Origin of the sequence: Brachybacterium hainanense, from assembly GCF_042434575.1 — a bacterium.
Lineage (GTDB): Bacteria > Actinomycetota > Actinomycetes > Actinomycetales > Dermabacteraceae > Brachybacterium > Brachybacterium hainanense.
Genome location: NZ_JBHLSV010000021.1, coordinates 31,651 through 43,908, shown reverse-complemented (window position 1 = coordinate 43,908; position 12,258 = coordinate 31,651). Strand labels below are relative to the sequence as shown.

The window sequence follows — 12,258 nt, the reverse complement described above, 5'->3', positions numbered from 1 at the left end:
TCAGGGTACGCGGCGGGTGCTGAGGAGCTCGCGCCGCTGTCCTGTGATCGGGTCGGTGAACGCGAGGCGGCGGGAGAGCAGGGCGAGCGGCGGGTCGGCGGGACCGGGACGCCGCACGCGCGGATAGAGGTCATCGCCCAGGATCGGCATGCCGCGGTGGGAGAGCTGGACGCGCAGCTGGTGGGTGCGTCCGGTGCGCGGGAGCAGGGCGAGGTCGAGGAATCCGTCCGCCGCGTCGAGAACCTGGACCTCGGTGAACGCGTCGGGCTCCCCGGGCTCGACGCGGGTCTGCAGCATGCCGCGCTCGCGCACCAGGCGGTCGCGCATCGTGAACCGCTCCCCCACGACGGGCATCTCCCCGGGCGGGGCGTGCACGCGGGCGCGGTACTCCTTGGTGACCTCGCCGCGGGCGAAGAGCCCCTGGTAGGCGGCCCGCTCCTGCGGGCGGATCCCGAAGGCGAGGACCCCGGCGGTGCGACGGTCCAGCCGGTGCAGCGGGGTGAGGGTCTCGATGCCGGTCAGGCGGCGCAGCCGCACGAGGGCGCTGGCGAGGATGTGCGCTCCGCGCGGCATGGTCGCCATGTCATGGGGCTTGTCGAGCACCAGCAGGTGGGCGTCCTGGAGGAGGATCGGCAGCGGGATGTCGGGGACGTCCTCGGGGGCGAGCTCGCGGTGCAGCCAGATCTCCTCGCCCTCGTGGATCGGGGTGTCGGCGGCGAGGACGGAGGCATCGGCCCGGACGATCTCTCCGCGGGCGAAGCGCAGCGACAGGTCGGTGGCGCCTGGGGCGAGCAGGGCGGGCAGGCGGCTGGCGAGGATCTCGAGGGCCGGTCCCGGGCGGGGAGCGCGCACATGGATCGGATCGAGGCCCTCGCGCTGCGGGAGCGGCGGCGGCAGGCGGCGTGCGCGGGCGCGGGCCGCCCTGCCGGGACGGCGTCCGTCCGGCGCAGCGGGGCCCTCACCTGCGGGGCGGCGGGTCACAGTCCCCAGATCGCGAAGGTGGCGATGTTGTGCGCGAGGTAGAAGCCGATCAGGGTGGCCAGGACGAGGTTCGGGTGCAGGTCGATCCAGGTCTGCGCGTGGCGCTCGCGCTCCCGCAGCGCCCGCGGGGTGATCTCCTCGATCTGCTGGATCTCGACGCCGGCGGCACGGGCCCGTTCGACCATGGCGTGCTGGGCGCCGATGCCGAAGAAGCGTCCGGAGACGTTCACGAGGCGGTGTCCCTCGCGGTCGATGACGAAGACGCCGTCGTACGGCGCATCGGGCAGGTCGAGCATCTCCGCCGGGGTGGCGCCGCGGTCGATCCGGTGCACCGCGAGCACACGGGAGACCTCGCCCCAGGGCACGTCGACGGCGCGGCGGAACAGGCCGCGCACCGCCATCCCGTGCTCGGTCAGCTGCAGCCAGGTGGTGAGGATCCGGGCGACGAGGACGACGCTCGCGGCGGCGACGGCGACCCAGCCCAGCAGCGGCAGGGAGAACACGGCGTCGTGGAGGATGCGGGGGTCGCCCCACAGCCGCTGGCCGATGAAGCTGATCAGGACCAGGAACTCGAGCACGATCACGAAGACGACGGCCGCGAGGAGCGTGCCGATCACCGCGGGTGCCGGGGGGCCGAAGACGCGCGTGGACTGCGCGACGGCCGATGCCGGGGTGCTGCGTCGAGCGCGGCTCACAGGTCCTCCTCCCTCCCGCCGATGTGTGCGGGGCCACGTCATAGTAGGCCGACGGGGTGTCCGGATCCTGCGCATCGCCGCGGGTCGGACGCATCTGGATGCAGGAAGGGCGGGCGACGACGGCGCATGCCGTGCCACCCGCCCTCCTCACGGGGCGGTCGTCCGGGGGACGACCGGACGGGGCCCTGGTCAGACCCTGTCCGACTGCCCGATCGACGTCAGCACCGGCCTTCGGGGGACGCTCGTTCCTCACGCCCTCTCCGGCCGGAGCCGGCGCCGATCAGGCGGCGTCCTCCTCGTCCTTCTTCTCGACCACGAGGGTCTCGGTCGTGAGGACCAGGGTCGCGATCGAGGACGCGTTGCGCAGGGCGGAGCGCGTGACCTTGACCGGGTCGATGATGCCCGCGGCGACCAGGTCGACGTAGTCGCCGGTCGCAGCGTTCAGGCCGTGGCCGATCTCCTCGGCCCGGACCTTCTCGACGACGACGTAGCCCTCGAGGCCCGCGTTCTCGGCGATCCAGCGCAGCGGCTCGACGAGCGCCTTGGCGACGGCGCGCACGCCGACGGCCTCGTCGCCCTCCTTGCCGAGGTCGCCCTCGAGCACGGAGGAGGCCTGGACGAGGGCGCTGCCGCCGCCGGCGACGATGCCCTCCTCGATGGCGGCGCGAGTCGCGGAGACCGCGTCCTCGATCCGCATCTTCTTCTCCTTGAGCTCGACCTCCGTGTGGGCGCCCACCTTGATGACGGACACGCCGCCGGCGAGCTTGGCGAGACGCTCCTGGAGCTTCTCGCGATCCCAGTCGGAGTCGGTCGCGGCGATCTCGGAGCGGATCTGCGCGACGCGGTCGGCCACGGCCTCGTCATCGCCGGCGCCGCCGACGATGGTGGTGGTGTCCTTGGTGACCACGACGCGGCCCGCGTGGCCGAGGACGTCGGTGCCGACGGTCTTCAGGTCCAGGCCCAGGTCGGAGGTGACGACCTGCGCGCCGGTGAGCACCGCGATGTCCTGCAGCATCGCCTTGCGGCGGTCGCCGAAGGCGGGGGCCTTGACGGCCGCGCCCTTGAAGGCGCCGCGCAGCTTGTTGACGACCAGCGTGGACAGGGCCTCGCCGTCGACGTCCTCCGCGATGATGAACAGGGGCTTGCCGCCCTCGACGACCTTCTCCAGCAGCGGCAGGATGTCCGCGACCGCGGAGATCTTGCCCTGGTGCAGCAGGACCTGGGCGTCCTCGAGGACGACCTCCTGACGGTCGGCATCGGTCACGAAGTGCGGGGAGATGAAGCCCTTGTCGAACTGCATTCCCTCGGTGAAGTCGAGCTCCATCGCGGTCGTGGAGGACTCCTCGACCGTGATGACGCCGTCCTTGCCGACCTTGTCGAAGGCCTCGGCGAGCAGCTCGCCGATCTCGCGGTCCTGGCTGGAGACGGCCGCGACATCCGCGATCTGCTCCTTGCCGTCGACCTCGATGGCGATCTCGCCGAGCTTGGCGGAGACGGCCTCGACGGCGGCCTCGAAGCCGCGCTTGAGGGCGGCCGGCGCCGCGCCGGAGGTGACGTTGCGCAGACCCTCGTGGACGAGCGCCTGAGCGAGGACCGTGGCCGTGGTGGTGCCGTCACCGGCGACGTCGTTCGTCTTGGTGGCCACCTCCTTGGTCAGCTGGGCGCCGAGGTTCTCGAAGGGGTCCTCGAGCTCGATCTCACGAGCGATGGTCACGCCGTCGTTCGTGATGGTGGGGGCGCCCCACTTCTTGTCGAGGACGACGTTGCGGCCCTTGGGGCCGAGCGTCACCTTGACGGTGTTCGCGAGGCGGTCGACGCCCCGCTCGAGGGCGCGCCGCGCCTCCTCGTCGTAGATGATCTCCTTCGCCATGGGGCTCAGGCCTCGACGATCGCGAGGATGTCGCGCGAGCCCAGGATGAGGAACTCGTCGCCGCCGTACTTCAGCTCGGTGCCGCCGTACTTGGAGAAGACGACCTTGTCGCCCACCTTGACGTCCATGGGGACGCGCTGGCCCTTGTCGTCGAAGCGGCCCTCGCCGACGGCGACGACCTCGCCCTCCTGGGGCTTCTCCTTGGCGGTGTCGGGGATGACCAGACCGGACGCGGTCGTCTGCTCTGCCTCGAGCGGCTTGACGACGACACGATCCTCGAGGGGCTTGATGGAGACCGACATGCGGATCCACTCCTTCTTCGATGAATGACTCTGCGAGTTCTGGGTTCGGATCCCCGGAGCGGTCGTCGTCGCGGTGCCGACCGGGTGGGGACCCGTCTGGCAGCTCTGGCACTCGGGCCAGGTGACTGCCAACGAGGACCACTCTAGAACCGCTCTGGCACTCGCGCAAGACGAGTGCTAATCCGTGTCGACCGGCGGCATCCCCGCCGCCCGGGCGAGGCGTCGGGCACGTCGCGGGCGGAGGCTCGGGCACTGGGCGAGCAGCGGCCCCCGCCGCCCTCCGAGCCGTCCGGATGCGAGGCAGATCAACGACCCCGATCACAGAAGGATCTGCAGGTCATGTCCGGATTGTGAAGCCGACAACAACGGCGGGATATTCGGAAGACACCAGCTCCGCGCAGTGGTTGCATCGAGTGTCATCTCGTGACGATCCGCCCGCGATCCGGGGGCGTCACGGCACCATCGCACCGAGGGGAACCACACCCATGAACACTTTCCACCGCGTCGACCAGCTGCACCGCATCGACCGGGTCGCCTCCCAGAGCACGACCCGCACCGAGGACGAGGTCTCCTCCTCGCACCGTCTGCGCCTCCTGTTCGCCCGCTGATCCGCGGGGCGCCGGTCCCGGCGCCGCCCGCACCTGCCACGGCCGTACCCTTCCGGGTGCGGCCGCTCCGCATTCCGGGGCCTCCGCGGCCGCCCGCGCTCCGGGCCGTGCGCGTGATCTGGAGTGCCTGGCGCTGCTGTTCCGGCCGCACCCACCCGCGCTCAGGGGCGTCCCGCCGCCTCGATGATCCGCCGGACGGCCGCCTCGTCGAAGGAGTAGACGGGCCGCCGCACGTCGGCCTCCTCGAGGCTGTCGCCCGCATTCGCCCACAGCGAGGTGGTGATGCGCGCGGGCGCCTGCGGATCCGATGCGTCGATCTCCACGAGGCTCGCCCCGGACAGCGCGTGCGCCCGTTCCTCTCCCCCTCCGGCGAGGGGATCGACGACGTTCGTGATACCCGGTGCCACGTGCACGGGGATGCCCGCGAGCGCGCCGTCGAGACCGTGATGGTAGTGACCGGAGAGGATGACGCGCACATCGCTCCCGGAGAGGACGGCCGCGAGCTCCTCGAGGCCGTCCAGCTCGAGCGCCTGCAGCAGCGGCGTCGCCCCGGTCAGCGGCGGATGGTGCAGGACCAGGACGCTCCCGCCCGGAGCCGGCTCGGCGAGGACTCCGCGCAGCCAGTCCAGCTGGGCCGGCTCGAGGTGCCCGTAGCCGGCACCGGGGACGCTCGAGTCCAGCACGATCGCGCGGGCTCCCCCGGCGATGGGGACCAGGCGGTCCTGGAAGGGCGCGGCGTGGTCACCGGGGCCCGCGACCGCGGCGTAGGCGAGGGGCATGTCGTGGTTGCCCATCGCGACGGCGAGCGCCGCCCCGAGGTGCTGCGCGAAGGGATCGAGCTGCGCGTGCAGACGCCGGTAGCTCTCCTCGGTGCCGTCCTCGGAGGCGTCGCCGGAATGGACGACGAGGTCGATGCCCTCCAGGTGGGACAGCCTCTCGAGGACCGCCGCGAGCGCGGCCGCGGTGTCGATGCGGCCGTAGTGCCGGGCGGTCGGGTCGCCGAACAGGTGGGTGTCGGTCAGATGCAGGATGCGCATGGGCCGACGCTATCGGTCGGAGGTGACGAGCGGGCGAACGCCGGGCGTCGTGCCGCCGGATGCCTCGTCCTCCCGGCCCGGGCAGACCCCGCCCCGCACCGCTGCCCGGGAATGAGGCAGACGCACGAGGAGCCCGGTACTGCTGCCCGGGGATGAGGCACACCGGAACACTTCTGCGCCATTCCCGGGCAGACCTCCGCTGTCCGGGCACACTGATGCCGGAAGCTGCGCGGTCGGTGGTTCGGGGGCAGGACGCGTCCCCAAAGGACACGGCCCGCCCGCCCCCGGGACGACGCAACGCCGCCCGTGCCGAGCCGGGACGCCCCGTGATGAGCCGGGACGCCGTGAGCGGATCGAGGGCCGGGACGTCAGAGCCCGACCCACTCGGAGTCCCCACCCGCGAAGCGCTGGTGCTTCCAGATGGGCACCCGGCGCTTGACCTCGTCGACCAGCTCGTCGCAGGCGGCGAAGGCGAGCTTGCGGTGCGGGGCGGAGACCGCGCACACGAGCGCGGAATCGCCGATCCGCAGCGGGCCGACGCGATGGGCGAGGGCCACCAGGACGTCCGTGTAGCGCTCGGCGACATCGGCCGCGACCTCGGCGATCGCCTGCGGCGCGAGAGGGTGGGCGCTGTAGTCCAGCGTCAGCACGCCGCGACCGCCGTCATGGTCGCGGACCACCCCGTCGAAGGTGACGACGGCACCGCAGCGGGCGTCGCCGACCGCGGAGGCCATCTCCGCGACGGAGACCGGCCCCTCCCCGATGCTCGCATGGCGCACGCGCTGCGCGGCGGCGCCGAGGTCGGGGTCGCCGGGCACGCGCAGCGACTGCGGGTCGGCGGCGAAGGGGGTGGGGCCCTGCGAGGCCTGGAGGCGGGAGTCGTGCTCGCTCATGCCGATGCCCCGTCCGCTCCGGACCGGCCAGGCCCGTCGTCGCACCGCCCGATCTCTGCCTCGTCGGCCTGCTCGTGCCCTCCGCCGTCGCGCTGCTCGAGGAGGTGGTCGAGGATCGGGTCGAGGACGGCGATCCCGTCCCGCACGCCGCCCCGGGAACCGGGCAGGTTCACCACGAAGGTGCGTCCTGCCATGCCTGCGAGGCCGCGGCTGAGCAGCGCCGCCGGGGCCGTCCCCGCGCCGCGGCGGCGGACCTCCTCGAGGACCCCAGGCAGCTCCCGGTCCAGGAACGGGGCGGTCTGCTCGGGGGTGACGTCGCTCGGGGCGATCCCGGTCCCCCCGGAGGTGATGAGGACATCGACGCCGGTGGAGAGGACCGCACCGATCGCCTCCCCCACGGCCGGGCCGTCGGAGACCACCTGCACGGGGGCGACGTCCAGGCCCCGTGCGCACAGCCAGTCATGCAGGATCGGACCGGTGCGGTCCTCATAGGTGCCGTCGGCCGCGCGGGTCGAGGCGATGAGGACGTGGGCGCGCCCGCACAGCGCCGCCCTGCCCTCGGGGGCCGGGGCGCGGCAGTCGAGGTCGCTGCGGCGCGCGGGGATGTCCCTCATCGGGCGTCTCCCGAGGCGGGCGGCTCGTCGTGGACGGTGCGGTCGCCGGGCTCCCGGGGGGCCTCGCCGTCCGCGCCCTCGCGGCTCCAGTCACCGCTCTTGCCGCCCGACTTCTCCTCGACCCGGATCTGCTCGATCACGGCGAGGTGGTCGACGGCCTTGATCATGTCGAAGACGGTGAGGGCGGCGACGGTGACGGCGGTCAGCGCCTCCATCTCGACGCCGGTCACGCCGCGGGTGCGGACGCGGGCGCTGATCTCGACCACGTCGTCGTGGGCATCCAGGTCGACCTCGACCCCGCTGAGCGGCAGCGGATGGCACAGCGGGATGAGGTCCGGGGTGCGCTTGGCGCCCATGATGCCGGCGATCCGGGCTACGGGCAGCGCCTCCCCCTTGGGCAGGGTGCCCTCGGCGATACGGGCGATCACATCGGGGCGGGTGCGCAGCACGGCGCGGGCGCGGGCGGCCCGAGAGGTGGAGGCCTTGTCGGTGACGTCGACCATGTGGGCGGAGCCGTCCGCGCGCACATGCGACAGGTCGGGTGCGCCGGGGGCGGTCATGCGCCGGCCCCCGGCAGGAGGATCGTCTCGAGCATGTCCCCATCGTGGACCATGTCGACGCCGACCGGGATCCGCACGAGCGCATCGGACAGGGCGAGGGCGCCCAGCAGGTGCGAGGACGCCCCGCTGACCAGCCGCACCTCCCCCGAGGGCAGCAGGCGGGCGCGGCGGTACTGCTCGAGCGCGACCGGCGAGGACTGCGGCTCCTCGAGGCGGAGCGGGGCCCGCAGCATCGTCCGCGGCGGAGCGCCGAGGGCCGGCCGGGCGATCAGCTCGAGGCTCAGCAGGGCGGAGACGGGATTCCCGGGGAAGGCGAGCCAGGGCAGGCGGTGCCCGTCGATCTCGATGATGCCGATGCCCTGCGGTCCGCCGGGCTGCAGGGCGACCTTCGGGAAGGAGAGGCGCACCCCCGGCAGCTCGGCGGCCTGTCGCACCACCTCGTAGGCTCCGGCGCTCACGCCGCCGCTGGTCACGACGAGATCTGCGCCCGTCTCGGCGGTCAGGCGGCCGATGGCGGCACGCAGCTCCTCCGGGTCGTCGGGGACCGTCGCGGTCGCGGCGATCTCCGCGCCCGCCTCGAGCAGGGCGGCGGCGAGCCCCGGCCCGTTCGCGTCGAAGGCCGCCCCCTCGCGCAGCAGGCCGCCGGAGCGCTCCGCGCTGCGGACCTCGCTGCCGGTGGAGATCACGAGCGCCCTCATGGGCGCGAGGGTGCGCACGCGCTCCACGCCGCAGGCGGCCAGGTGCGCGATGCGGGCGGGGGTGAGCACGGTCCCCTCGCGCAGGATCACGTCCCCGGCGCGGGTGTCGGAGGCGGCCCGGCGCACGAACCGGCCCGCGTCCACGGCGGCGGGCCGCAGCGCGATGCTCTCCCCGGGGGCGGGGAGAGCATCGAAGGAACCGGGGGCGGACTCCTCCACGGGCACGACGAGATCGGCGCCGGTCGGGATCGGCGCGCCGGTCATGATGGGGCTCGCCGTGCCCGGGACGTGGCCTGCCACGCCCTGCCCGGCGGCGATCGCCGCGGCGGCGCGCAGGCGCACCTCCTCCCCCGGGGCCCGCAGATCGGCGGCCACGACCGCGAAGCCGTCCATCTGGGAGTTGTCCAGGGCCGGCACGTCGACGCGGGAGCGGACATCGCTCGCGCACACGCGCCCCAGCAGGATCTCCGTGACCGGCTCGTCCCTGTGCCGGCGGTGCGCACCGAGCAGGGCGATCGCGTCATCCCGATGGTCCGCGAGGGGGATCCGGGATCTGTCCTCCATGCGCCTGCCTCCTCGTGGTTCCTGCCGCCGGCCGCAGGACCCGTCGATCCGGTCCCTGCACCGTCCAGTATCTCCCCCGAGGGAGCCCCCGACCGAGGCCGGGACCTTCGTCCGGCCGCCGTGGAGGCGGGGCGCCTATCCTGGAGGCCAGGATGCATCGCGCGCATGCGTCCGATGCTCCCGAGGCGAGAGGCGGCGAACATCCCATGGCCGGACGCGGCGTGTCGCTCGGGATCCCCCGACCCCGCACCACGGATCCGATGGCGGTGCGGCTCCCGGACACGACGGACCGTCCGCGGACTCCGGCTCTCCTGGACAGCTTCGGCCGGGAGGCGACCGATCTGCGGATCTCGCTGACGGACTTCTGCAACCTGCGCTGCTCCTACTGCATGCCCGCCTCGGGCCTGACGTTCCTGCGCGGCGAGGCGCTGCTGAGCACCGCGGAGATCATCCGGATGGTGCGGATCGCCACGGAGCTGCTGGGCGTCACGCAGGTGCGCCTGACCGGCGGGGAGCCGCTGACCCGCCACGATCTTCCGGAGATCGTCGCCGGCATCTCCGCCCTGCCCGCGGCCCCGGACGTGTCCCTCACGACCAACGCGATCGGCCTCGAGTCCCGGGCCGCGCAGCTGCGCGCCGCGGGCCTGGACCGGATCAACGTGTCCCTGGACTCGGTGGTCTCGGCGACCTTCGAGCGGATCACGCGCCGCCCCCTGCTGCACCGGGTGCTCGAGGGGATCGAGGCCGCGCGGGAGGCGGGGCTGGCCCCGATCAAGGTCAATGCCGTGCTGCTGCCGGGGGTGAACGACCATGAGCTGCCGGACCTGCTGGACTGGTGCCTGGAGCGGGACCTGCAGCTGCGGGTGATCGAGCAGATGCCGCTGGATGCCGACCACGGCTGGGAGCGCGCACGCATGATCACGGCCGCCGATGTCCATGCCCTGCTCGCCCCGCACTACCGCCTCTCGCCCGCCCCTGTGGCGCGAGAGGGCGCGCCCGCGGAGCTGTTCGACGTCGCCGATCCCGTGACCGGCGCGCACCGGGGACGGATGGGCATCATCGCCTCGGTGACGCGCCCCTTCTGCGCCGACTGCAGACGCACACGGCTCACCGCCGAGGGTCGGGTGCGCACCTGCCTGTTCTCCCATGAGGAGACGGACCTGCGCGGCGCCCTGCGCGCGGGGGCGTCCGATGCGCAGATCGCGGACATGTGGCGGGCCGCCCAGTGGGGCAAGGCGGCCGGTCACGGCATGGACTCCCCGGACTTCGTCCAGCCCCAGCGACCGATGAGCGCGATCGGAGGATGACCATGACGAATACGCCGGCCGATATCACCGGATCCCCCGTCCGGGTGGAGGTGCACCTGTTCGCGGGCGTCGCCGCGGCTCTCGGCACGGAGCGCCTGGACCTCGAGGCGGCCGATGTCGCCGGGGCCCTCGGCCAGCTGCGGGACCTCGCAGGCGGGGACGGCGACCGGATCGTGCGCGCCTGCAGCGTGCTGGTGAACTCGGTCGTCTGCCGGGACGAGGGGCGTGCGCTCGCCACCGGGGACCGGATCGACGTGCTGCCGCCCTTCGCGGGCGGGTGACGATGCAGAACCTCGACCACGGGGCGGGGGCCGGGTGCGATGCGCACCCGGCCCCCGCTGTCATCCGAGAGGACTCGCTCCGACTCAGCCCTCGAGCTTCGCGGAGCCCTTCACGTAGCCCACGAGCGTCCAGTCGATCGAGGCGAAGCCCTTCGAGCCGTAGTTCGCGAGATCGTCGTTCTGCACGAAGAAGTCGTACTGCTGCCACAGCGGAATCGTCCCGGCGAGCGTCCACAGGTTCGCGTCGATCTTGTTGATCGTCTCGAGCCGCTTCGTCTTGTCGGTCTCGACCGCGGCCTCGGCGATGAGCGCATCCGTGGCCTCGTCGCCGATCTTGCCGAAGTTCTGCTCGCCGCCGGTCGTCCAGATCGAGTCGCCGGAGGAGAGCATCGGCGTCCCGAGCCAGCCGAACAGGGTCAGGTCGAAGTCGCCGGGGATGACGTACTTCGAGAAGAGGTCCGTCGGCGGAACCTTCTGCACCTTCATGGTGATGCCCACGGCGGCGAGCTGCTCCTGGACGACGGGGACCACGGCCTCGTTCGTCTTCGAGCCGTCGTTGTAGACATAGGTGATCTCGATGGCCTTGCCGTCCTTGGTGGCCTTGTCGCCCTCCATGGTGTAGCCGGCGTCCGTCAGCAGCTTCTTGGCGGCCTCGGGATCGTAGGTGCCGAGGTCCCCCGCGTTGTCCTGGTAGCCCTCCTGGTTGGTCATCAGGAGGTGGTTGTTCAGCGGCTTCGTGTCCTTGGGGTAGGGCATCGTCGCGTTGACGGAGAGGAAGACCTCGTGGCGATCGATCGCCCGGAAGATCGCCTGGCGCACGGCCTGGTCGGCGAGGGGGCGCCCCTCCGCACCGTTGAGCGTGATGTGCGTCCAGTTCGGGCCCGCGGAGGTGCGCAGGGTCGCCCCCTGGCCGATCATCGGCTCGACCACGGAGTAGGTCGCCGGGACCGAGGTCTCGATGACGTCGAGCTGGCCGTTCTGGAAGGCGGTCGCCGTCGCCGCCGGGTCCTCGATCGTGGTGAAGAGGACCTGGTCGAGGAAGGGCTTGTCGCCCCACCAGTTGGGATCCTGCTCGAGCAGGACGGTCTTGTTGGCGGCGTCGATCTTGCCGATCTTGTAGGGGCCGGCCGTCACGAGGGGCTCGGCCGCCCAGCTCGAGTTGAAGGCGTCCGCGGAGGCGACCAGGGAGTCGGGCATGACGCCCGCCAGGCCGATCCAGTCCGCGAACTTGGTCTTGAACGTGATGACGGCCGTGAGGTCGTTCGCGCCCTGCTCGATCTTCTCGACCTGGTCGTAGCCGGTCGAGGAGGCGATCGCGTAGCCCTCCTTGGAGCCGTTCATCGTCTCGAAGACGTTGGCGATCGACTGGTAGTTGATGGGCGTGCCGTCCGACCAGGCCATGCCCTCGTTGAGCTCGATCTCCATGACCTGGGGGTCCTCGGAGGTGAGCTCGATACGCTTGGTGACCTGGGGGTTCGCCGTCACCACGCCGGCAGCGTCGTTCACCGTGAGGCTCGGCATGATCGCGTTGAGGATCTCTGAGGTGTTGCCCTCGTTGCCGTCGGTGTGGTTGCCGTTCCAGTTGGCCGGGAAGGCGTTGTTGGCCAGGCGCAGCACCCCGCCCTCCCCCATCTCCTCGCGGGACTTGGGGTTGATGTCGTTGGCGTCCGCGGCGATCGGGCCCTCACCGCCGCCGTCCGACGCCCCGCCGCCACCGCCGCCCGTGCCGGGATCCTGGGTGCAGGCCGCCAGCGCCGCCATCGAGACGGACAGCGCCGTCGCCCCGAGCATGGATCGCCGCGTGAAACGCATATGATTCTCCTTCATTCGCGAGCACCGAGATCTTCG

General features: G+C 72.3%; 13 protein-coding genes. 3 read left to right on the top strand and 10 right to left on the bottom strand.

Features of this window, described 5'->3' with window-relative positions; translation table 11 throughout:
• The 4 genes from ACFFF6_RS15035 to groES all read right to left on the bottom strand — a co-directional run bounded on the left by ACFFF6_RS15035 (window position 1) and on the right by groES (window position 3,848).
• On the bottom strand, window positions 1-981 hold the full coding sequence (locus tag ACFFF6_RS15035) for a pseudouridine synthase (protein WP_376982165.1): 981 nt from the start codon (window positions 979-981) through the stop codon (window positions 1-3).
• Complete coding sequence (locus ACFFF6_RS15030; RefSeq protein WP_376982163.1) at window positions 978-1,676, bottom strand: hypothetical protein; 699 nt, start codon at window positions 1,674-1,676, stop codon at window positions 978-980. Before ACFFF6_RS15030 ends, ACFFF6_RS15035 begins: the two co-directional genes overlap by 4 nt.
• A 280-nt stretch (window positions 1,677-1,956) precedes the next feature.
• The gene (gene groL / locus ACFFF6_RS15025) at window positions 1,957-3,546 is read right to left on the bottom strand and encodes a chaperonin GroEL (protein ID WP_376982161.1); all 1,590 of its coding nucleotides are present in this window, start codon (window positions 3,544-3,546) and stop codon (window positions 1,957-1,959) included.
• Window positions 3,547-3,551: 5 nt separating this feature from the next.
• Window positions 3,552-3,848: a co-chaperone GroES gene (gene groES, locus ACFFF6_RS15020; protein ID WP_376982159.1), complete on the bottom strand. Its 297-nt coding sequence runs from the start codon at window positions 3,846-3,848 to the stop codon at window positions 3,552-3,554.
• Between the two features lie 485 nt (window positions 3,849-4,333).
• On the opposite strand from groES, the gene ACFFF6_RS15015 reads away from it, so the two are divergent.
• Window positions 4,334-4,456 carry a hypothetical protein gene (locus tag ACFFF6_RS15015; protein WP_376982157.1) on the top strand — a complete coding sequence of 41 codons (123 nt, stop codon included), beginning with the start codon at window positions 4,334-4,336 and terminating at the stop codon, window positions 4,454-4,456.
• A gap of 161 nt (window positions 4,457-4,617) precedes the next feature.
• Here the strand turns inward: ACFFF6_RS15015 and ACFFF6_RS15010 are convergent, their stop codons facing one another.
• The 5 genes from ACFFF6_RS15010 to ACFFF6_RS14990 form a co-directional block, all read right to left on the bottom strand.
• Window positions 4,618-5,493, bottom strand: a complete 876-nt coding sequence (locus ACFFF6_RS15010) for a metallophosphoesterase (protein WP_376982155.1) — start codon at window positions 5,491-5,493, stop codon at window positions 4,618-4,620.
• A 368-nt stretch (window positions 5,494-5,861) separates the two neighbouring features.
• Entirely contained in the window at window positions 5,862-6,386 is a 525-nt protein-coding gene (locus ACFFF6_RS15005) for a molybdenum cofactor biosynthesis protein MoaE (protein ID WP_376982153.1), read from the bottom strand.
• Window positions 6,383-7,000 (bottom strand): MogA/MoaB family molybdenum cofactor biosynthesis protein, encoded by a 618-nt coding sequence (locus ACFFF6_RS15000; RefSeq protein ID WP_376982151.1) that lies wholly within the window; start codon window positions 6,998-7,000, stop codon window positions 6,383-6,385. The genes ACFFF6_RS15005 and ACFFF6_RS15000 overlap by 4 nt, the downstream gene beginning before the upstream one ends.
• A complete protein-coding gene (gene moaC, locus ACFFF6_RS14995; protein ID WP_376982149.1) occupies window positions 6,997-7,560 on the bottom strand; it encodes a cyclic pyranopterin monophosphate synthase MoaC in 564 nt (187 codons plus the stop codon). Before moaC ends, ACFFF6_RS15000 begins: the two co-directional genes overlap by 4 nt.
• The gene (locus ACFFF6_RS14990; RefSeq protein WP_376982147.1) at window positions 7,557-8,822 is read right to left on the bottom strand and encodes a molybdopterin molybdotransferase MoeA; all 1,266 of its coding nucleotides are present in this window, start codon (window positions 8,820-8,822) and stop codon (window positions 7,557-7,559) included. Before ACFFF6_RS14990 ends, moaC begins: the two co-directional genes overlap by 4 nt.
• Window positions 8,823-9,028: 206 nt before the next feature.
• Between ACFFF6_RS14990 and moaA the strand changes: the two genes are divergently transcribed.
• Together moaA and ACFFF6_RS14980 are read left to right on the top strand one after the other, a co-directional pair.
• Window positions 9,029-10,129, top strand: coding sequence for a GTP 3',8-cyclase MoaA (moaA, locus tag ACFFF6_RS14985; RefSeq protein ID WP_376982145.1), 1,101 nt, complete (start codon window positions 9,029-9,031; stop codon window positions 10,127-10,129).
• A 2-nt stretch (window positions 10,130-10,131) separates the two neighbouring features.
• Window positions 10,132-10,410, top strand: coding sequence for a MoaD/ThiS family protein (locus ACFFF6_RS14980; RefSeq protein WP_376982143.1), 279 nt, complete (start codon window positions 10,132-10,134; stop codon window positions 10,408-10,410).
• Window positions 10,411-10,494: 84 nt separating this feature from the next.
• Here ACFFF6_RS14980 and ACFFF6_RS14975 read toward each other — a convergent pair whose 3' ends face one another.
• Complete coding sequence (locus tag ACFFF6_RS14975; protein ID WP_376982141.1) at window positions 10,495-12,222, bottom strand: ABC transporter family substrate-binding protein; 1,728 nt, start codon at window positions 12,220-12,222, stop codon at window positions 10,495-10,497.
• Window positions 12,223-12,258 lie beyond the last annotated feature (36 nt).